Here is a 20,214-nt window from a genome sequence, read left to right as displayed (position 1 = left end):
AAAAAAGTTAAACAGCCATTATAGCTGTCGCTCGGTCGCTCTGCCACCGAATGGTTAGATGGTGATCAGTGCGTCAAGTTTCAAGTGCTGTTAGTCCCCGGTGCCACCACTCAGGGCTCTCAGCTCCTGTCGTTCCTCGCTTGTGAGGTTGGACAGGTTTCTCAATAGTGTGGCAAGCCGTTGCTGGCGGGATGCCTCTTCGTTCGGGCTCAGCAGCTCTCGGGCGGCGGCCAAGGTACTCTCCCGCGCGGGAATGTGCTCAATCCCGTCAAACAGGTGGTAAAACCGCTCACGAGCGGCTGAATCCAGTGCCAGCGTGCGGACCAGTGTTTTCCGGTCCCGAATGTCGCTTGCCAGGATCCACTCGGCAAAATTTCGGGCCTGATTGAACTGCCGGGAGCTGCTTGCCAGGTCGGTCACTTCGGTGGCCAGGTCCGGCGCTTCCAGCAGGGCAAGGCACAGAATACTGTCCTTGCTGAGCTTCACATCAATGCGATCCTCGGAAACCCGATCCCGTCGCTCGCCGTTCCATCGGCCTTTCTGACCCTGTTGGCGGTTCTGCCACTGGTTCCGGCCCCCGCATAGACGGAGCATTTCGTGCCACATGGCATCCCGGAGGGTGCTTCTGGGCATCTTGTTGAGCAGAGGTTCAACCCTGGCTCGCAGTTCGCCCCGGTGCTCTGGTAGTTGCAGGTCCAGCCCTTCGCTCTGCCGGTCAAACAGGTACCGTGACAGAGGTGTTGCCCCTTCTATGCGCTTCTGGAATGCCTCTGGCCCCTCCTTGCGCACAAGGGTGTCCGGGTCCTCGCCCTGGGGGAGCATCAGGAACTGAAGGTGCAGGCCGTCGGCCATCAGTTCCAGCGCGTTCTCCATGGCCCGGTCGGCGGCCCGGAAACCGGCCTGGTCCCCATCGAAGCAGAACACAATGTGCCTTACCTGCTTCAGTAGTGCCTGTAGGCTGTCCTGGTTCGTGGCCGTGCCCAGTGTCGCAACCGCATAGTGAATGCCGTGCTGGGCGAGGGCAATTACGTCCATGTAGCCTTCAACCACCAGCAGCTTGTCCAGCTGCCGGATGGCCTGCTTCGCTTCAAACAGACCGTAGATCTCTCGGCTCTTGTGAAATACATCCGACTCCGGAGAGTTGATGTATTTAGCCTTGTCGTCGCCAAGCGTGCGGCCACCGAAGGCAACGGTCCTTCCGCGAGTATTCCGAATCGGGAACATGACCCGGTTGCGGAACAGGTCCCGGGGCCTGCCGTATTTGTCGGAAACCGTGCCGGTTTCAATCAGCGGGCGCTGCAGGTCTTTGCTGGCGGCATCAAACAGTGCGGTACCGGTTGAGGGGGCATAGCCCACCTGGTACTGTTCAATGATGTCGTTATCCAGCCCTCGTTGTTGGAGGTAGTCCCGGGCGTAGGCGCCCTGCTGGCCCTTGAGTGATGACTGGTAGAAGCGGCTGGCGAAGTCCAGAGCGTCAGTTAATGTCCGCGCCTGCTGGATTTCCTGCTTTGCCGCCCGGTCATAGGGCACTTCGAGACCAACCCGCTTGGCCAGTTCTTCTACCGCCTCGGTAAAACCCAGGCCTTCAAACTCCCGGACAAAGCTGATCGCATCGCCATGAGCGCCGCAACCGAAACAGTGATAAAAGCCCTTGTCCGGCCGGACATTGAACGAGGGCGTTTTCTCGTCGTGGAACGGACAGCAGGCCTTGTAGTTGGCCCCGGCCTTCTTGAGCGTGATGCGTGAACCGATCAGTTCTGCCAGGTCGATACGATCCAGCAGGTTTTCAACAAACTGTTGAGGGATCAGTCCGCTCATGGGGGCTCCACATCAGGCCGTCATCGGAGTTGGCCAATAGCCAAAAATGCCGCCGAAGCCAGGCCTCGGCGGCATTTTTGAGTCGCTCTGTGCAGCCTGCGGCTGTACAGGCAATCAGTGCTTTGCAGTCAAGCGGCGTCAGATAAAACTTAGTACAGACGCTCGAACTTGCGCTGTTCCCGCTGAAGCTTCTTGAGATGACGCTTAACGGCAGCGGCTGCTTTGCGCTTACGAACAGCGGTCGGCTTCTCGTAGTGCTCACGACGACGTACTTCAGAAAGTACACCCGCTTTTTCGCAGGAACGCTTGAAGCGACGCAGTGCTACGTCAAACGGTTCATTCTCTTTCACTTTAACAGCTGGCATTCGAAAATCACCTACCTGATAGATTCGGTTTCAATTTTGCCCGGCTGGCGTAGCCAGACCGGTTCTCGATCCCTGGTCAGATTGGCTAAAACTCGACCAGTGCATATTTTAGGGCGGCAATGATAGCGCCTGCGTTATAGCAAGGTCAATGTTTGTTCGATGAATCTGCCAGAGGGTTTCGGGTTTCTGCTAAAATGCGCGTCGTTTTCATTTCTGCCAACCAATGTGGCCCGACATTATGCTGATTCTAGGTATCGAGACGTCCTGTGATGAGACTGGCGTGGCGCTGTATGACACCGAAGCGGGATTGCTGGGACATGCCCTGTTCAGTCAGATCGACATGCACGCCGATTACGGGGGGGTCGTGCCTGAGCTGGCGTCCCGGGATCACGTTCGAAAGCTGCTGCCCCTGTGCGATCAGGTATTGTCAGATGCGGGCAAGCGTCGAGCCGACATAGAGGGTATTGCCTACACTGCGGGGCCTGGGCTGGTGGGCGCCCTGATGGTGGGCGGCTCGGTGGCCCATGCCCTGGGCTTCGCCCTGGGTGTTCCTGTGTTGGGCGTGCACCACATGGAAGGGCACCTGCTGGCGCCCATGTTGGAAGACAACCCGCCCGGGTTTCCGTTCGTCGCATTGCTGGTCTCGGGTGGTCATACCCAACTGGTAAGGGTTGATGGCATTGGCGAGTATGAGATGCTCGGCGAATCGGTCGACGATGCCGCGGGCGAGGCCTTCGACAAGACCGCCAAGATGCTCGGTCTGGACTATCCCGGAGGCCCTCGGGTGGCGGCGCTGGCGGAAAAGGGTACCGAAGGCCGTTACCGGTTCCCGAGGCCAATGACTGACCGGCCAGGACTGGATTTTAGTTTCAGCGGCCTGAAAACCTTCACCCTCAACACCGTCAATGCCGCGCGTGAGGCAGGCGGGCTGGATGAGCAGACCCGTGCGGATATTGCCCTGGCGTTCGAAGCCGCCGTGGTCGATACACTCACCATCAAGTGCCGTCGGGCCCTGGAGCAGACAGGTTGCAAACGGCTGGTCATTGCCGGAGGGGTCAGCGCCAATAAAAGGCTGCGGGCGGGCCTGGAGAAAATGACCGGCAAGCTCAAGGCTCACGTATTCTACGCACGGCCGGAATTCTGTACGGATAACGGTGCAATGATTGCCTACGCCGGGGCCCAGCGCATGAAGGCCGGCCAGCAGGACGGTGAGCGGATTGTCGCGGTGCCCCGGTGGCCGATGAATACCTTGCCACCGATCAACGAACCGCGATCCACCGGTTTGGTGGACTGATTGTTAGAGCCCTGCTTCGCGTCCCTGGGCCAGTCGGATCAGGTTGTTCCGGTGGCGAACGACGATCAGCAGCGCGAGCAAACCGAACAGGGGCAGGGTTTCCGGTTCGAGGAAGGCGCTGATAAGCGGGCCGCTGATAATCGCCACCAGCGAGGCGAGGGCTGAAATGCGCCAGCGCCAGATCACCAACATCCAGATAGCCGCCATCATCAACGTTGTGACCGGTGCCAGGGCAAGGCCGGCCCCGAGCGCGGTTGCGACACCTTTTCCTCCTTTGAATCGATAGAAGATCGGAATCATGTGGCCGGTGACGGCGCACAGGGCAACAACGGCCTGCACCATTACCGAAAGGCCGGCGGCATGGGCCAGCCACACGGGCAGCCAGCCTTTGGCCGCATCCAGCGCCAGAGTCAACAGGGCTGGCGGCCAACCGCCTGTGCGGTAGACGTTGGTGGCACCGGGGTTTCCGGACCCCTGGGCCCGCGGATCTGGCAGTTTCCAGAGCTGGCACACCGGCAGCGCAAACAGCACCGAGCCTGCCACATACGCGGCGGCGCAGAGTAAAACCGTTAATACCGGGTCACTGGGAAGCATGCTGTGGGCTCGGAAGCAAAGACGACTATGGCCAATATGTGCGAAAATGCCCGCCCTGAAAACGCGGGCCAGCTTGCTCACAGTATCCGCTGGTTGTGCGTTATTCAATCACCAAAGAGTGGAAGAACCCGGGAGCACCCTTGGCAGACACCGTATTGATCGAAGGCCTTGTTGTGGAAACTGTGGTCGGAGTTTACGACTGGGAGCGGGAAGTCACCCAGAGCCTGGTGATTGATCTGGAAATGGCCTGGGATAACAGCGTGCCGGGCAAGACGGACGATGTGGCCGACGCCCTGGATTACGCCGCCGTCAGTGCCCGGGTCGAGTCCTGCCTGCAGGCGCTCAGACCGAAACTGCTCGAACACGGGGCGGAGGTCCTGGCGAAAACATTGCAGGATGAACTCGGCATCAAGTGGTTGCGACTGGCGATACGCAAGCCGGGAGCCGTACCCGCAGCACAGGCTGTGGGCGTGCGCATCGAAAGGGGAGCACGGTAATGGCAGTGGCCGTTCGGGTTTACATCAGCATTGGCAGCAATGTGGACAGGGAGCGTTACGTCACAGCCGCGCTTGATGCCCTGTCTGCGTGGTTTGGCGAGTTGACTATTTCCCCGGTCTACGACAGCGAGGCAGTCGGATTTGACGGGTCTCCCTTCCTGAACCTTGTAGTGGGCGTGGATACGTCCTTGTCGGTTGCTGAGCTCTCTCGGCGGTTCAAGCAACTTGAAGCCGATAACGGCCGTCGTCGGGATGTGCCGAAATTCAGCGCGCGGACCCTTGATCTCGATATTCTCACCTATGGTGATGCGGTCGGCCGGATAGAAGGCGTGGAGCTTCCCAGGGGGGAAATCCTGAAAAACGCCTTCGTGCTTCGGCCATTGGCCGATATTGCGCCGGAGACGGTGCATCCGGTGTGTGGCAAAACCTACGGTCAGTTATGGCGGGAATACAACACCGGCCAGAAGCTCTGGCCGGTGGAGTTCAGCTGGCAGGGCCGCCAGATTTCACACGCTGCCGGTTGAACGGAACAGCTCAATGAGGTGATCGGTCGAACTGTCACTGGCCTGGTTGCCGTCTTGCTCGCCGAGCAGGCGCGGCAGAATGCCTTTGCCCAGTTGCTTGCCCAGTTCCACCCCCCACTGGTCAAACGAATCCACATCCCAGATAACCCCCTGAACAAAGGTGCGGTGCTCGTACAGAGCAATCAGCGCGCCCACGGTCTCCGGGGTAACCTTCTCCATGGTCAGTGTGTTGCTTGGCTTGTTGCCAGGGATCACTTTGTGGGGGGCAAGCTGTTCAATCTCGCTTTGGTCCCTTCCCTCGGCTTTCAGCTCCGCCCTGGCTTCTTCCAGGGATTTGCCGGCCATCATGGCCCGGGACTGGCTCAGGCAGTTGGCGAACAGGTCGGCGTGGTGGGTGGCCACCGGGTTGTGGGTTTTCAGGGGGATGATGAAATCGGCCGGAATCAACCGGGTGCCCTGGTGGATCAGCTGGTGATAGGCGTGCTGGCCATTGGCGCCAACACCACCCCAGATGACCGGGCCGGATTGCCAGGCCAGGGCGTCGCCACCCTGGGTCACGCTCTTGCCATTACTTTCCATGTCCAGCTGTTGGAGGTGATCCGGAAGGCTGCGCAGGTAATGATCGTAGGGCAGGATCGCGTGGGTCTCGGCACCCCAGAAGTTGTTGTACCAGACGCCCAGCATCGCCATGACCACAGGCAGATTCTCCGCCAGGGGCGCCTCACGGAAGTGCTGGTCCATGGCATGGGCTCCGGCCAGCAGTGCCCGGAAGTTGGTCATGCCAACGCTAAAGGCAATGGGAAGCCCGATGGCAGACCAGAGCGAGTAACGCCCGCCCACCCAATCCCACATCGGGAAGACGTTGTCCGGATCAATGCCGAAGGCCCGGGCGGACGGTACGTTGGCGGTCACTGCCATGAAGTGCTGCGACACCGCCTGGTCATCGCCGCAGTGATCAAGAAACCATTGCCGCGCCACCTTGCTGTTTTCCAGGGTTTCCTGGGTTCGGAATGATTTCGACTGGATCAGAAACAGGGTGGTTTCCGGATGTACCTGGCGCAGCGTCTCGCAGATTTCGGTGCCATCGATGTTGGCCACGTAATGGCACCGAATGCCGGCCTGGGCGTAGGGCTGAAGGGCTTCGCCCACGAGCTTCGGGCCCAGGTAGGAGCCGCCGATACCGATGCTTACCACGTCGGTGAAAGGCTTGCCGGTGTACCCGGTGCGGCGCTGACCCAGAACATCGTTGACCAGCGTTTCCATGCGATTGAGGGTGTTCTGAACCTCAGCGATCACGTCCTCGCCGTCTACTGTGACTACCTCGGTTCCCGGATTGCGCAGTGCGGTGTGCAGGGCGGGGCGGTCCTCGGTGACGTTCACCCGCTCCCCTTGAAGTAACGCTTCCCGCCTGGCTTCAAGGTTGCAGCTGCTGGCCAGCGCCAGCAATGACTCCAGCACCTCATCCGTAATCCGGTTCTTGGAAAAGTCCAGTGATAGGCCGGCGCCTTCGATAAAGTAGCGCTTTGCCCGCCCGGGATCCTGCTCAAACAGATCCTTCATGAGAACCCCGTCGAGGCGTTCTCGCTGCTCCTTCAGTGTCTGCCATTCGGGTTTCGAGGTCAGTACTGCAGGATGTGCGGGCATCAGAGGTTCCTTTTCTGTTGGCTTATCGGGTCAGGGAAAGATTGTCGATCAGACGTGTTTTGCCCAGGAAGGCTGCCACAAGGATGGTAATGTCCCGATCCTCAGCTGTGGCCGGTTTGAGCGTCTGGCTGTTAACGATGTTGAAGTAATCCGGCCTGAGGCCTGCCTCCCCGAGACTTTTCTCAGCTTCGCTTTCCAGCGCCTGAAAGTCTGTACGACCATCGTTGATCTTGGCCGCCGTGGCCTGCAGGGTCTGGTGGACCGCCGGCGCAATCTGCCGTTCCTGTGGGGTCAGGTAGCCATTGCGTGAGCTTTTGGCCAGACCGTCGTCCTCTCTAACCGTGGGTGCGCCCACCACATCCACAGGGATCATCAGGTCCCGGACCATTTTGCGGATTACCGCGAGCTGCTGAAAATCCTTCTCGCCAAAGACGGCAAAGTCCGGCTGCACCATGTTGAATAGCATGGTGACCACCGTGGCCACGCCTTCGAAATGACCCGGGCGGCTGGCACCACAGTGGCCATCGCTGACATCCGGCACAACCACCTGGGTCTGCTTGGCCAGCCCCTCCGGGTAGATTTCTTCGGCGCCGGGTGCAAATACCAGGGTGTTTCCGGCCAAAGCAAGCTTGTCCTGATCTTCGGCCAGTGTTCTCGGGTAGGTTTCGAGGTCCTCGCCGGCGCCGAACTGCATCGGATTCACGAAGATGCTGGTCACCACGACGTCTGCCATTTCGGCCGCCTTGCGAACCAGCGAAATATGGCCTTCGTGCAGGTTGCCCATGGTGGGAACCAGGCCGATGGTTTTTCCCTGCTGGCGATAGCCTCGGAGGATGGTTCTCAGTTCTTTCAGGGAATGTACGGTTCTCATGCCTTGAACGTATGCTCCTCAGCGGGGAATGTGCGCTCGCCTACGGCTTTCACATAGGCCTTGAGGGCTTCCTGTACTGAATCTGTTTCAGCCAGGAAGTTCTTGACGAATCGTGGTTTGCGGCCGGTGGTAATGCCGAGCATGTCATGCAGGACAAGAATCTGGCCATCAGTGTCCGGGCCCGCGCCTATGCCAATAACCGGAGCTTTTACGGCCTGTGCGATACGTGCCGCCAGGGGCGCAGGCACGCATTCCAGAAGGATGACATCGGCGCCGGCGGCTTCCAGTTCGCAGGCGTGCTCGATCATCATTTCGGCCGCCTTTTCGTCACGGCCCTGGACCTTGTAGCCACCAAATTTATTGACGAACTGGGGCGTCAGGCCAAGGTGCGCACAGACGGGCACGGCCCGCTCTGTCAGGGCAGTAATGGTTTCCTTCATCCAGTCGGTGCCCTCGAGTTTTACCATGTGAGCGCCGGCGCGCATCAGTTCGGCAGCATTTTCCAGGGCAGACTCAACGGTGCCGTAACTCATGAAGGGCATGTCAGCCATGATCAGGGATCCGCGGTTTCCTTTGGCCACGCAGCTGACGTGATACACCATCTGGTCCATGGTCACCGGCAGGGTGCTGTCATGCCCCTGCAGAACCATCCCGAGGGAGTCGCCAATCAGGATAACGTGAACGCCCGCTTCGCTGACCACCTGGGAAAAGGTGGCGTCATAGGAGGTAAGGGCAGCGAAGGCTTCGCCCTTCTGCTTGAATTCACGCAGGGTATTGATGGTAACAGCCATAGAATCCTTGCCTTTTGGGTGGATGGGCCTGGGCGTGCCGGGGTATCGGCGCTGAAGTGTTAAGGGTAATCCGCCGGTGGAAGCTTGCGCAAGCCGTTGTCGGGGCATCGGCTGCGCAGTTCGGCAACGGCGGTTCCATCAGGCAGAGCCAGATCGGCCTTCAGGTCCAGCAGGGGCTGGAGCGCAAAGTCCCGGTTCCGTAATTCCCGATGGGGGACAGTGAGGCGCTCGTCTTCCAGTACCTGATCGCCGAAGATCAGTATGTCCAGGTCGAGGGTGCGTGGTCCCCAGTGTCGGAGTCGCTCCCGGCCGTGCTTGTGTTCAATGCGTTGCAGTTGGTCTAGCAGCTGGTGCGGCGTCAGGGACGTTCTCAGCCACACAGCGCCGTTCACGAAGTCCGGCTGGTCCTGGGGACCGACCGGGCGGCTGGCGTAAAAAGGGGATTGGGCTACCAGAACCGTGTCCGGCAGGGTGGCCAGGGCGGAGACGGCCCGGGCCAGTTGGGTCGCCGGCTCTTTCAGGTTGCTGCCAAGACCGATAAACGCGTCTGTCATCATTGCTGGGCGGGGCGTTTGACCGGTTTGCGGCGGCGACGACGTTTTTTGGGCGCATCGCTGCTCAGTTGTGACAGCATCCGCTCCTGGCCCCTCTCGTCCTCTTGCTGGAACTCAGTCCACCATTGGCCCAACCCGGGTTCTATCTCGCCAGACGCCTCGCGAACCAGCAGGAAATCGTAAGCGGCCCGGAACCTCGGGTGACTCATGGTCGCAAAGGCCCGCTTGCCCTGGCGGCGGGGCAGGCGCATCTGGAGCTCCCAGATTTCTTTCATGGGGCCGGAAAAGCGCTTGGGAATGGAGGTTGCCTGCACCTGACGACCAATCACCTTTCCGATGGCGCCGTGCAGGGCGGGCTGGACCGGGTCACCATTGTCCTGCCTGCGATGCCACTCTGCCTGCAACGCAGGCCAGAGCATGGCGGCAAACAGGAAGTAGGGTGTAACCGACTTGCCCTGGGCAATCCGGGCATCTGTGTTTCTCAGGGCCTGGCGGATGAGCTCGTCCGGCTCTCCGGCCTCAAGGGCCCGGACGGTCTCCGGAAACAAGGGTTCCAGCAGGTTGTAACGGGTCAGCAGGTCGTACGTCGCTTCACCGTGGCCCGCGGAAAACAGTTTGAGCACTTCATCAAACAGGCGCGCGGGAGGGATGTGGCTCAACAAGGGGGCCAGTTCACCAATAGGCGCTTCTGTTTCCGGCTCAATGTCGAAGCCGAGTTTGGCAGCAAACCGGATAGCCCTGAGCATACGCACCGGATCTTCCCGGTAGCGGGTCTCAGGATCGCCAATGAGGCGCAGCTGCCGGTTGCGAAGATCCTCGATGCCGTTGGCAAAATCGATGACGGTAAAGTCGCGGATGCAGTAGTAAAGCGCATTGACAGTGAAGTCCCGACGCAGGGCATCTTCTTCCTGGTTGCCATAAACGTTGTCCCGCAGCAGCAGGCCGTGTTCACTGGTTCTGCGATCGTCGTCATCGGTGTCGGTATCCGCTTCCGTTGCGTTGCCCCGGAAGGTCGTCACCTCAATCACCTCGCGGCCAAACACCACGTGGACAATGCGAAACCGGCGTCCGATCAGCCGGGAGTTGCGGAATAGGTCGTGAACTTCCTCCGGTGTGGCATTGGTGGCAATGTCGAAATCCTTGGGCTTTCCGCCCAGCAGGATATCCCTGACGCCACCGCCCACGAGGTAGGCTTCATAGCCCGATTTGTTCAGGCGATGCAGGACTTTCTTGGCAGGCTCGCTGATCACCGAGCGTGAGACGTTGTGTTGGTCCCGGGGAATTTCCCGTCGCTGGTAGGTGCGGGCTTTCTTTTTTCCGTTGCCGGGCATGAAGGAACGGAGTTTATCGACGAGTCGTTTTGGCATTGAAATCCGTGGTTGCGATGAGCAAAAACCGAGAGTTTAACGGTTTGAGCAGGATTTGCACACGTTTGCCGTGGATTACCGTTCCGGAGCCCAGAAAATCAAAAGGCGGATCCGTTCTCACGAATCCGCCCTCAAAGCGTTGACGATCTGCATTGTTTTTGTTTTTGCCGGGATTTTTCTTGGTTTTTGTACCCCACTGCATATCCCCATTAGGGGCATCTCAGCAGTGCAAACGGAAAGCTTTGAATACACAGAGCGGTCAGAGACATCGGGCGGGTCTGGGGTAGCTGCAGCGTCACCTCAGAGGTGATTCTTCTCTACATCTACAACTCGCACGTGCCGTGGGACCACTAAAAAGCAAAGTACCCAAAACACTCAGTTCGCTCACGTTCTGTTGTTGTTTTTGTTACCGAACGTTTCCCGCAGCTTTTTGTTCTTGTTGTTGGCGCTGCTTTGTCACTCTTGTTTTTGTTGTTGTGCGCCAAATAGGTTGCAGTCCGTGTGCCAGTTTTTAAATTTTCTTGATTAACAGCGTCTTACGATTTTGTAGGCCATAAGTGTTACCCCGTATTCAACCTAAGTGTTACTGAGGTCACGTTACTTCCGTGAGGAGTGTTACCGACAGGAACATGGGGTAACAACTGAGCCCGGGTTCACAGTATGGGCTCAGTTGCCTGAGGATTTTTTCCGCGGGATGCCGAGACGCTGACGCCGTTCCCAGAGAGATTTTCGGCTGATACCCAGTTTCTGGGCCAGCTCCGTTTCGCTCATGCGGTCCTGGTTCTCCAGGACGAAATGCTGGAAGTAGTCTTCAAGGGACAGGTCATTGGATGAATCCACCTCGCGGGTGCGAGTCTGCTCGTTGTTGCCCTCGACCAGGGTCTCGGGGATGTGTTCGTCGCCACCCTCGCTGTCGAGATCCAGCAGTGATGGCGTAATAACGTCGCCATCGCACAGGATAGTGGCGCGTTCGATGGCATTCTCCAGTTCCCTCACGTTGCCCGGCCAGCGATGGCGTTCGAGGGCACGCATGGCCTCCGGGCTGAGATTGAGATCGGGTTTGCCCATTCTCTCGCCCTGACGTTTCAGGAAACGGCGGGCAAGGCCCAGAATATCTCCCTGGCGCTCACGCAAGGGCGGGATGCGGATCTGCATGACGTTTAACCGGTAGTACAGGTCTTCACGGAATTCACCGGTGCGGGTCATGGCCTTCAGGTTGCGGTGAGTGGCGGCAATCATTCGCACGTTGACGGTACGGCTCTGGGTTGAGCCCACTTTCCGGATCTCGCTTTCCTGCAGCACCCTCAGCAGCCGGGCCTGGGCTTCAGCCGGCAGTTCGCCAATCTCGTCCAGAAACAGGCTGCCGCCATCTGCGGCCTCGATCAGGCCGGTCCTTGCCGATACCGCACCCGTGAAGGCGCCTTTCTCATGGCCGAACAATTCCGATTCAATCAGGCTTTCGGGGATGGCCGCGCAGTTCACTGAAATCAGCGGCTTGGCGGCGCGGGGGCTGAGCAGATGCAGGGCGCGGGCGGCCAGTTCTTTACCGGTACCGGATTCGCCCTGAATCAGCACAGTGGTTTCTGTCGGAGCCACTTTGCGGATCAGGGTGAAGACCCTTTGCATCGGCTCACACTGGCCGAACATGATGTTCGCCGGATCACTACTCTCGGGCGCTTCCGCCGTTGGTGCGGAGTCATCACCTGCGTTTCGGGCAGAGGGCTGCCGTGCCAGGATGTTCTCCACTGCGGCCAGCATTTCATCATGGTCAAACGGTTTGGCGATGTACTCAACAGCGCCCATTTTCATGGAATCCACCGCTGATCGCAGGCTGGCATAGCTGGTCATGATCAGCACCGGTGTATTGGGGGCACGGTTGATCAGTTCGGTACCGGCTGCACCGGGCAGGCGCAGATCGGAAATGATCAGGTCAAACTGATCCGGTTCGTGGTTCTGTTCGGCTTCCTCAACGGAGGCCGCATCGGCGACTTCATAGCCGGCATGCAGCAGCAGTTTGCGCACTGCCGAGCGAATAATGTCTTCGTCTTCCACGATCAGAATGCGAGGCATAAGAGTCTCAAGACCTTTGGTTCTGGCTGATGGCAATGGTGTCGGTTTCCGGTTCGTAGGCTGGCAATCTCAGCCTCACGCAGGTTCCCCGGCCGGTGTCGGCACTCGCTGGGCTGTCCACCTGGATGTTGCCATAGTGCTCTTCAATAATGCTGTACACCAGTGACAGGCCAAGACCGGTTCCCTGATTGGGGGCCTTGGTGGTGTAAAACGGCTCGAAGATATGATCGAGCTGGTCCCCGGGGATGCCGGAGCCTTCATCAACCACTTCGATAATAGCGGAGTAGCCATCGCCCTTTCCACTGACCCGGATGCTGCCGCCTTCCGGTGAGGCATCGCGGGCGTTTGCGAGCAGGTTAACAAACACCTGGACCAGGCGCTGCTCATCTCCCAGTACCTGCAAGGAGGGTGGGCAGTCATTGACGTAGTGAATGCCCAGGCCCTTGTCACTCAGGGAAAGCAGGTTGATCGACTCTTCGACGCAGCGGTGTATCGAGACTGGCTCATACCGGTTGGCCTGGGCATGATTACCGGTTCGGGCAAAGTTCATCAGCGACTGCAGGATGGTGGAGATACGTCGAGTCTGCTGCTGGATCTGGTCTGCCGTGTCGAGAATATCCGGGTTATCGGTTTCCAGTTTCAGGTTCTGGGCCAGCGATGAAATGCCGGTCACCGGGTTCCCGATCTCGTGGGCGACACCGGCCGCCAGCCGGCCCACCGAAGCCAGGCGCTCACTGTGCATCAGTTCGTCTTCCAGCAGCCGGGTTTCGGTCTGGTCTTCCACCAGGATGATGCTGCCGCCCTCAGTGTGGTCCGGCCCGCTCAGGGCTGCTTTATGAAGATTCAGCCAGTGGGGTTTGCCACGCAGATCCAGCCGGTGTTTGTATCGATGCAGGTCGGGCCCGCGGTTGAAATCCTCGAGCAGCAAGTGCCAGTGCTCGGGCAGGGCCATCAGTCTGGCGCCGACCACATCATCGGCAGTAATTCCGGTGAGTTGTTCCATGGCGTGGTTCCACATCAGGATTTCACCGTCTTCGCCCACGGAGCAGGCGGGAATGGGCAGGTTCTGCAGGGTCTGGCGATAATGCCGGCGCAGGTTGTCCAGCTCACCGGCAAGGCCGGTCAGCCGGTTCTGGTAGTCGCCGAGGGCGCGCTCGACATAGCGAATGTCCTGGGCTGTGCCCCCCTGGGCCATGGGTTTGAAGCCGAGATGGCGTTTGACCATATCCCGGGCGACAGATGGGCCGAGCAGGCCGGACAGGTTTATTTCCACCTGGTCCCGCAGTCGCCTGAGCTGGTAGGGCCGGTACTCCACATTGGGCAGCTTCAGCTGACCCAGTGCCCGCTCCACTTCCCGCCGTGCGACGCCATAGCCCAGGGGCTCTGCCAGTTGCCGGACAAAGTCGGTGGAGGAGGTGGCCAGCAGCTCACGGCGTTGCGGCCGGGAAAGGGCACCCAGCGAGCAGGCCTGGGCTGCGCTGTTCTCTTCGCTGGTACTGGTGCTGAGGATGGAAATCAGCGCGAACACGGTAATGTTGGCGGTCAGACTGACGAACGTGAAGATATGCCAGTTGGTGTAATCCGGTATCAGGGGCGCATCGAGCCAGGCCAGCAAGTTGGCCGTGTGTGAGAACGGAAGGACCAGGGTAACCACCCAGATGGTCAAACCAACAATCAGGCCAGCAATCAGCCCACGGCGGTTGCCCTCCGGCCAGTAAATCACCCCCAGGGCGCCCGGCAGCAGTTGCAATGTGCCCGACAGGGAAATAGCCCCGAGAATGGACAGGTCCAGGTTCTTGCCAACGGCCTCGTGAAACAGCAGCGCCAGGAAAATGATCACGGCGATGAGCAGTCGTTTGATCCATTGCAGCCAGCGGTAGATATCGCCCTGGTCTTTCGGGGTTTTCAGTGGCAATACCACGTGGTTCAGGGCCATGCCCGCCAGCGCCAGGGTGCTGACGATCATCAGGCCACTGGCCGCGGACAGACCGGCAATGTACATGAACAGCGTCAGTGCAGGGCTCTCCAGCGCCTGGGCAGCCCCGATGGCAAAGAATCCGGGCCCCGTGGTGACTTCCAATGCCTGGCCGCCCCAGAGGATCAGGGGTACTGGCAGGCCCAGGAGCAACAGATACAGCGGCAGGCCCCAGCTGGCTTTGGCCAGTGCCTTGGGTGAGGGGTTTTCGCTGAAGGTCATGTGGTACATGTGCGGCAGCACCAGAGCTGCGGCAAAGGACATCAGCATCAGTGCCCGCCAGCTGCCGTCGTCAATGCTCAGGGTCATGGTGGTGGCTGGCGAGGTGCGGTTATCCAGCCAGCGCTCAAGCCCGTTCATGCCGTCAAAGACGCCGAACAGGATCACACCACCAAGCACCAGCAGGGCCGCCAGCTTGACCAGAGAATCAAAGGCAATGGCCAGCACCAGACCCTGGTGGTTCTCGGAATTCTGGTCACGGCGTGCCCCGAACAGCATGGCAAACAGAACGACAATCATGCTGAACATCACACTGATCAGCTTGGGGGAGGTGTCCGGCGCCAGGATGCTGGCGGATGTGGCGACCGCCTGGATCTGCATGCTCAGCAGGGCCAGAATGGCGCCGCCGGAGCACAGGGTGACTAGGGTCCCCGCCCACTGGCTCCGGTATCGATAAGCGAACAAATCGGCCAGGGAAGTCAGCTGGTAGGCCCGGCCGATCCTCATCACCGGGTTCAGAAGCACCGGTGCCAGCAAAAAGGCACCACTGATGCCAAGGTAGTAAGCAAGGAAGCCGTAGCCGGACTCGGCGGCCATGCCAACGGCGCCGTAGACGGCCCAGATGCCGGCGTAAACGCCAAGGCTGAGTACGTACACCAGGGGGTGGCGCACCCAGCGCCTGGGCACCATGCCTCGCTCGGTAAACCAGGCAATGCCGAACAGCAGAATCAGGTACAGCAGGCTGGCGAGCAGCAGGCCGGAGGCACTAAAACTCATTGGGGTCCCGCCGCCATTCCAGCCAGAAACCGATGGCAATCAGCCCGGCCCAGATAATGTAGGGGCTGTACCAGACGTTTCCCGGCGAAGTCCACCAGTCAAGGATGTTGGGCGAAAAGATGTAGATGGCCAGTACCAACAGGAAGACCAGACGGTAGATATACATCAGGCATGCTATCCGCGCTGAGGTGTGAGAAAGGCTTTATACCATGTCCCTCACCGGGATGTCAGGTGGATGGCGCCCCGCTGCCAGTTCTCCCGGCCCCATTCCAGCAGAGAGTCCAGCGAGCCGGTTGCCAGGTCGGCGGGCGGATTCTGGCCGAGGGCAACCAGCGCCCGGTACAGGTTGTCGACAGGTTCTTCGTCATCAAGAGCCGGCGCATGGGTCTGTTTGCTGAGTTTCTGGCCCTGTTCATTCAGTATGACCGGGATATGCAACCATTTTGGGGGGCGTGCACCCAGGGCCCGGTAAATTTGCTGCTGTTGTGCCGTCATGTCCAGCAGGTCGGAGCCTCGCACCACGTCCGTGATGCCCTGGTCTATGTCGTCGACCACCACGGCGAGCTGATAGGCGTAGAAGCCCTCCTTGCGGAGGATGACCGGATCATCAATCTCTGCTTTCACGTTCTGATGTTGTGGCCCCAGCAACAGATCCTGCCAGTGGCAATCCTCGTCCTCGAGGGCAAAGCGGATAGCGTATGGGCGATCGCTGTCTATTGATTTGCGACTGCGGCAGTGGTTGGGGTGGCGCCCTCCATTGGCCTGCAACTCCTTGCGTGAACATTGGCAGCGATAGGCATTGCCGTTTTCGAGTAGCTTGTCGATGGCGTGCTGATAGGCATCGTGACGTCTGGATTGGAATCGCACCGGCTCGTCAGGAAACAGTCCGTGGGCGTCCAAGTTGGCAAGAATCTGCCCGGTAGCTTCCGGCGGTTCTCTCAGAGGGTCTAGGTCTTCAATGCGGATAAACCACTGGCCACCATGGCGACGGGCTTCCAGGTAGCTGGCAAGCGCGGTAACCAGTGAGCCGAAATGCAGCGGGCCTGTCGGGGAGGGCGCAAAACGGCCCCGATACGAAGGATTGTTCATAGCGGCCAGTCAGCCGGCGGGGCAGGAATCGCCCACGACCGGCAGCTGTTGAATAGTCGGCTCAGATGCCGGTCTGGCGTTCGCGAATCTCTGCCAGAGTTTTGCAATCGATGCACAGGGTTGCAGTCGGGCGTGCTTCCAGACGGCGAATGCCGATTTCCACACCGCACTGATCGCAGAAGCCGTAGTCGTCCTTGTCGATGCGGTCGATGGTCTGGTCAATCTTCTTGATCAGCTTTCGCTCCCGGTCGCGGGTGCGCAGCTCCAGGCTGAACTCTTCTTCCTGGGTTGCGCGATCGCTGGGATCCGCGTAATTTGCGGCGTCTTCCTGCATGTGGTGCATGGTGCGGTCGACTTCTTCCATCAGCTCCTGCTTCCATTGCAGCAGCAGATCCTTGAAGTGCTGGAGCATTTCCGCACTCATGTACTCTTCACCCTTCTTCATTTCATAGGGGGTGAAGTTGGTAAAACGTTCGCGTGGTTGTTCTGCAGTAGTTGCCATTGAACCCGGCCTCTTGTTTGTACTTCACAAGAACGCTTTGCTTCCCTCCGCGTGAGCCCCCGTGGCTGTGCGGTTATACCCTGGATGAAGCATTCGTCCTGAAACGGGAATTTGCGGAAAATAGCAGATTAGTCACGGGGGTGCCAGCCTTGTGACATCGACTTTTGTACGGAGATCACATGAAGTTTCCAGAACCCCTCGTTGAAGGCCGGCTTATCCGCCGCTACAAACGCTTCCTGGCAGACGTGCGGCTGCCGGATGGCTCGGAGGTAACCGCCCATTGTCCGAACACCGGCTCCATGCTGGGCTGCCAGCCTGAAGATGCCCGGGTCTGGCTCAGCCGAAGTGACAACCCCAAGCGCAAGCTTCAGTACACCTGGGAATTGGTGGAAACGTCACCCGGGCAGCTGGCCTGTGTGAATACCGCCAGGCCGAATAGCCAGGCCCGGGAAGCGGTACTGGCCGGCACCGTCGTTGAGCTGGCCGGTTATCCGGAGTGCCGTGCCGAGGTGAAATACGGCGCGGAGAAAAGCCGGATTGACCTGCTGCTGTCTGGCCACGAGTCCGCGGCCGATGCCTGGGTCGAGGTCAAGAATGTCACGCTGGCAGAAGGTGGCCAGGGTTTTTTCCCGGATGCGGTAACCGAGCGCGGCCAGAAACACCTCCGTGAATTGATGGCCCAGGTCCAGCAGGGTGATCGGGCAGTGCTGTTTTTCGTGGTCAATCACACCGGCATTCAAACAGTGCGCCCGGCCGACCACATCGACCGCAAATACGGGGAGTTGCTGCGCGAAGCCTGTGATGCGGGTGTAGAAGTCATTGCCTACCGGGCCGACTTGAGCGAGAGCGACGGTACCCCCACCGGAGTGCTGACACTGACCGAATCGGTACCGGTTATTCTGGAAGTCTGATTTCGATCTGACCGTCCCGCTCACGCAGATCCAGTTGGGTGAGTGCATCGCCCTGGCAGGGGCCGGCAATGCACTCGCCGTCGGCCGGCTTGAACAGGGCGCCGTGGGTCGAACACTGGATGAACAGGTTGTCGGAATCCATGAACCGGCCGGGCATCCAGTTCAATTCAATGCCCAGATGAGGGCAGATATTCAGGTAGGCACGGGGTGTGCCGCCATCCAGGAACAGGAAGCCGGTCAACGGCATGCCTTCCGGCTCCCGGGCCTTCTCCCGGAGCCGGAATTCCACGAACTGGCCGGGTGTCAGTTCGGATGCAGGGCAGACAGGCTGCCAGGCGTTCGCGTTATTACTCATTTCGGCAATATGGCGTAGCGCATGCGGGTGCCGTGGTTCAGGGACATGACGATCTCATCAGCGTCCAGGCGGTGCGGGAAATAGCAGCCGGAAATCTTGGCGCTGGCGATGCTGGAGCCTTCCATCCTGGATTTCGAAAAGTCCACACCCCGGAGGTCGGCACCGCGGAAGTAGGCATGGCGGAAATCCAGCCCCTTGGCGTCCATCCCTCTCAGATCCAGGCCCCGGAAATCGCCATGGGCGAAACTGGGGAGCTCTGTGAGTTTTGCCTTTTCGGCATTGAATGCCTGCATATCCTCGCTACGCAGAATATCGTAGAGCGGGTGGCTGATCTGGTGTACTTCGTGTTCGCTTTTATCGTCCATAACTGAACCTCGCGCTCGCCCAAAGGCGCCTGATGTTATTATTATCCGGCTGTGCCGCCGGGGATGCCCAGGTGTTGCCTGATACGGTCGGCCACGGCTTCCGCCACATGCTCCTGATCAGTGTGCAGATGGACGGTGTGGCTCTTTTCCTCCGCGGTCAACGGTTCAAACCAGGTTTGCTGGGCGTCGAGCAGTTCCTCGGTGGCCTCGGAGGCATCTCCCTTGCGGTTGCGGATCCACTCCCGGCGCAGATCCTCCGGCGCCTCGCAGTGGATAAGTGCAAAGGGTACACCCTGATCTTCAGCTACGGATGCCAGCAACGATCGCTCTTTCTGTTTCAGGCTGGCGGCGTCCACAATCACCGGGAAACCGGCTGCCAGAACGTGACTGGCAAGCTCTGCCAGCCGCTGATAGGTCTTCTCTGTTGCTTCCTCGGTGTACAGGTTGCCACCGGTCGGTGAGCGCGAGCTTTCCAGCGGAGCCAGCCCATGCAGGCGCTTGCGTTCGACATCGGACCGCAGGCGTATCAGCCCCAGCTCGTTTGCCATGGCGGCGCTGACGCAGGTCTTGCCGCTGGCGGACAGGCCGGTGGTTGCCAGCAGATAGTGGTTGGGAATGGAACCGTAATCCTCGGCCAACTGGGCATAGCCGCGATACCGCTGCATCAGGTCGGCTTTTTCGGCATCCGAGATTCCAGGGTTGCCCATGGTGAACAGGGCAATCTTGGCGCGGACCATGGCGCGGTAGGCCTTGTAAAGTGGCAACAACGGCAGCGCTTCGAAGTCGTCCCGATATTCCAGATAAGTATTGAGCACCTGATTGGCCAGAGCGCTTTCCCCGCGAGACTCCAGATCCATCAATAGGAAAGCGAGGTCGTTGATAACATCAATCCAGCGAAACGGCTCGTTGAATTCAATGCAGTCGAAAACGGTGACTTCGCCCTCGAAGCGGGTGATATTTGCCAGATGGAGATCGCCGTGGCATTCCCGGACCATACCGTTGGCCCGGCGGTGGGCAATCAGCTCCCGGTGCCGCTCGAAGGTGGATTCGGTCCAGGCTTGGAGGTTGTCCAGCTGCAAAAGCAAATCCGACTCGTCGATCAGCGGACGGATCTGGTCGAAGTTCTCCTGCATGGCGGCAAACACGGCTTCCGGGGTGCCCAGTGGTTTGTCGTTCGGCACGGGCGGCAGCTGGTCGTGGAAGGCGGCGACCTGACGGGCAAGATCGGTCAGCAGTTCGGGTGCCAGATCCCCCTGTTCCTGCAGCCGGTCGAAAAGCTGGTCTTGGCCGAACTGGCGCATCTTGATGGCGTATTCGAAGGCTTCGCCCTCGCCACCGAGAACAGGAGCTTCCGGCGTCCCGGTAATAGGCACCACCTCCAGATACAGGTTTGGCGCCAGCCGTCGGTTGAGTCGCAACTCCTCCTCGCAGAAATGTTTACGGCGATCGAGAGTGGAGAAATTCAAGAAACCGAAATCCATGGGCTTCTTGATCTTGTAGGCGTAGTCGCCGGTCAGGATCACCTGTGAGATGTGAGTTTCGATAACCTGAAAGCCATCGACAGGATGGTTATACAGGTCTGGATTCTGCATCGACAGAATCAGATTGCCCGGGGATGTCTCACTCACAGTG

At 59.4% G+C, this 20,214-nt stretch carries 20 protein-coding genes; 4 read left to right on the top strand and 16 right to left on the bottom strand.

Annotated features, from left to right (window positions below):
* Positions 1-90 precede the first annotated feature (90 nt).
* Positions 91-1,818: a DNA primase gene (gene dnaG, locus QZ534_RS11285; RefSeq protein ID WP_296934584.1), complete on the bottom strand. Its 1,728-nt coding sequence runs from the start codon at positions 1,816-1,818 to the stop codon at positions 91-93.
* A 149-nt stretch (positions 1,819-1,967) separates the two neighbouring features.
* Positions 1,968-2,183: a 30S ribosomal protein S21 gene (gene rpsU / locus QZ534_RS11280; protein WP_007153483.1), complete on the bottom strand. Its 216-nt coding sequence runs from the start codon at positions 2,181-2,183 to the stop codon at positions 1,968-1,970.
* A 238-nt stretch (positions 2,184-2,421) separates the two neighbouring features.
* Between rpsU and tsaD the strand changes: the two genes are divergently transcribed.
* Positions 2,422-3,477: a tRNA (adenosine(37)-N6)-threonylcarbamoyltransferase complex transferase subunit TsaD gene (gene tsaD, locus QZ534_RS11275; RefSeq protein WP_296934583.1), complete on the top strand. Its 1,056-nt coding sequence runs from the start codon at positions 2,422-2,424 to the stop codon at positions 3,475-3,477.
* A 3-nt stretch (positions 3,478-3,480) separates the two neighbouring features.
* On the opposite strand, the gene plsY is transcribed toward tsaD, so the two are convergent.
* On the bottom strand, positions 3,481-4,071 hold the full coding sequence (gene plsY, locus QZ534_RS11270; protein WP_296934582.1) for a glycerol-3-phosphate 1-O-acyltransferase PlsY: 591 nt from the start codon (positions 4,069-4,071) through the stop codon (positions 3,481-3,483).
* A 140-nt stretch (positions 4,072-4,211) separates the two neighbouring features.
* Here plsY and folB point away from each other — a divergent pair, with 140 nt between their 5' ends.
* Together folB and folK (QZ534_RS11260) are read left to right on the top strand one after the other, a co-directional pair.
* Positions 4,212-4,568: a dihydroneopterin aldolase gene (gene folB / locus QZ534_RS11265; RefSeq protein WP_296934581.1), complete on the top strand. Its 357-nt coding sequence runs from the start codon at positions 4,212-4,214 to the stop codon at positions 4,566-4,568.
* Positions 4,568-5,092, top strand: coding sequence for a 2-amino-4-hydroxy-6-hydroxymethyldihydropteridine diphosphokinase (folK, locus tag QZ534_RS11260; protein WP_296934580.1), 525 nt, complete (start codon positions 4,568-4,570; stop codon positions 5,090-5,092). The genes folB and folK (QZ534_RS11260) overlap by 1 nt, the downstream gene beginning before the upstream one ends.
* On the opposite strand, the gene pgi is transcribed toward folK (QZ534_RS11260), so the two are convergent.
* From pgi to dksA, 10 genes are all read right to left on the bottom strand, one after another.
* Positions 5,075-6,736 (bottom strand): glucose-6-phosphate isomerase, encoded by a 1,662-nt coding sequence (pgi, locus tag QZ534_RS11255; protein WP_296934579.1) that lies wholly within the window; start codon positions 6,734-6,736, stop codon positions 5,075-5,077. The genes folK (QZ534_RS11260) and pgi overlap by 18 nt on opposite strands.
* A gap of 22 nt (positions 6,737-6,758) precedes the next feature.
* Complete coding sequence (gene panC, locus QZ534_RS11250) at positions 6,759-7,607, bottom strand: pantoate--beta-alanine ligase (protein WP_296934578.1); 849 nt, start codon at positions 7,605-7,607, stop codon at positions 6,759-6,761.
* Positions 7,604-8,398, bottom strand: a complete 795-nt coding sequence (panB, locus tag QZ534_RS11245; RefSeq protein WP_296934577.1) for a 3-methyl-2-oxobutanoate hydroxymethyltransferase — start codon at positions 8,396-8,398, stop codon at positions 7,604-7,606. The genes panC and panB overlap by 4 nt, the downstream gene beginning before the upstream one ends.
* 59 nt (positions 8,399-8,457) lie before the next feature.
* Positions 8,458-8,955 (bottom strand): 2-amino-4-hydroxy-6-hydroxymethyldihydropteridine diphosphokinase, encoded by a 498-nt coding sequence (folK, locus tag QZ534_RS11240; protein WP_296934576.1) that lies wholly within the window; start codon positions 8,953-8,955, stop codon positions 8,458-8,460.
* Positions 8,952-10,319 (bottom strand): polynucleotide adenylyltransferase PcnB, encoded by a 1,368-nt coding sequence (gene pcnB / locus QZ534_RS11235; RefSeq protein WP_296934575.1) that lies wholly within the window; start codon positions 10,317-10,319, stop codon positions 8,952-8,954. The genes folK (QZ534_RS11240) and pcnB overlap by 4 nt, the downstream gene beginning before the upstream one ends.
* Positions 10,320-10,985: 666 nt before the next feature.
* The gene (locus tag QZ534_RS11230; RefSeq protein ID WP_296934574.1) at positions 10,986-12,389 is read right to left on the bottom strand and encodes a sigma-54 dependent transcriptional regulator; all 1,404 of its coding nucleotides are present in this window, start codon (positions 12,387-12,389) and stop codon (positions 10,986-10,988) included.
* Positions 12,390-12,396: 7 nt separating this feature from the next.
* The gene (locus QZ534_RS11225; protein WP_296934573.1) at positions 12,397-15,360 is read right to left on the bottom strand and encodes an ATP-binding protein; all 2,964 of its coding nucleotides are present in this window, start codon (positions 15,358-15,360) and stop codon (positions 12,397-12,399) included.
* A complete protein-coding gene (locus QZ534_RS11220; RefSeq protein WP_048497702.1) occupies positions 15,350-15,526 on the bottom strand; it encodes a hypothetical protein in 177 nt (58 codons plus the stop codon). The genes QZ534_RS11225 and QZ534_RS11220 overlap by 11 nt, the downstream gene beginning before the upstream one ends.
* 50 nt (positions 15,527-15,576) lie before the next feature.
* Positions 15,577-16,449 carry a tRNA glutamyl-Q(34) synthetase GluQRS gene (gene gluQRS, locus QZ534_RS11215; RefSeq protein ID WP_296934572.1) on the bottom strand — a complete coding sequence of 291 codons (873 nt, stop codon included), beginning with the start codon at positions 16,447-16,449 and terminating at the stop codon, positions 15,577-15,579.
* A 61-nt stretch (positions 16,450-16,510) separates the two neighbouring features.
* Complete coding sequence (gene dksA, locus QZ534_RS11210) at positions 16,511-16,951, bottom strand: RNA polymerase-binding protein DksA (RefSeq protein WP_008173182.1); 441 nt, start codon at positions 16,949-16,951, stop codon at positions 16,511-16,513.
* 179 nt (positions 16,952-17,130) lie between these two features.
* Between dksA and sfsA the strand changes: the two genes are divergently transcribed.
* Positions 17,131-17,862 carry a DNA/RNA nuclease SfsA gene (sfsA, locus tag QZ534_RS11205; RefSeq protein ID WP_296934571.1) on the top strand — a complete coding sequence of 244 codons (732 nt, stop codon included), beginning with the start codon at positions 17,131-17,133 and terminating at the stop codon, positions 17,860-17,862.
* Here sfsA and QZ534_RS11200 read toward each other — a convergent pair.
* Genes QZ534_RS11200 through QZ534_RS11190 form a run of 3 tightly spaced genes read right to left on the bottom strand, consistent with a single transcriptional unit; the run spans position 17,846 to position 20,210 of the window.
* Positions 17,846-18,217, bottom strand: a complete 372-nt coding sequence (locus QZ534_RS11200) for a Rieske (2Fe-2S) protein (protein WP_296934570.1) — start codon at positions 18,215-18,217, stop codon at positions 17,846-17,848. The two genes, sfsA and QZ534_RS11200, sit on opposite strands and share 17 nt — an antisense overlap.
* The gene (locus tag QZ534_RS11195; RefSeq protein WP_296934569.1) at positions 18,214-18,582 is read right to left on the bottom strand and encodes a pentapeptide repeat-containing protein; all 369 of its coding nucleotides are present in this window, start codon (positions 18,580-18,582) and stop codon (positions 18,214-18,216) included. Before QZ534_RS11195 ends, QZ534_RS11200 begins: the two co-directional genes overlap by 4 nt.
* A gap of 41 nt (positions 18,583-18,623) precedes the next feature.
* On the bottom strand, positions 18,624-20,210 hold the full coding sequence (locus tag QZ534_RS11190) for a bifunctional aminoglycoside phosphotransferase/ATP-binding protein (RefSeq protein WP_296934568.1): 1,587 nt from the start codon (positions 20,208-20,210) through the stop codon (positions 18,624-18,626).
* Positions 20,211-20,214 lie beyond the last annotated feature (4 nt).

The sequence above is a fragment of the uncultured Marinobacter sp. genome, assembly GCF_913055835.1.
GTDB lineage: Bacteria > Pseudomonadota > Gammaproteobacteria > Pseudomonadales > Oleiphilaceae > Marinobacter.
Note: the sequence above shows the minus strand (reverse complement) of the source record. Positions and strands in the feature narration are given on the sequence as shown.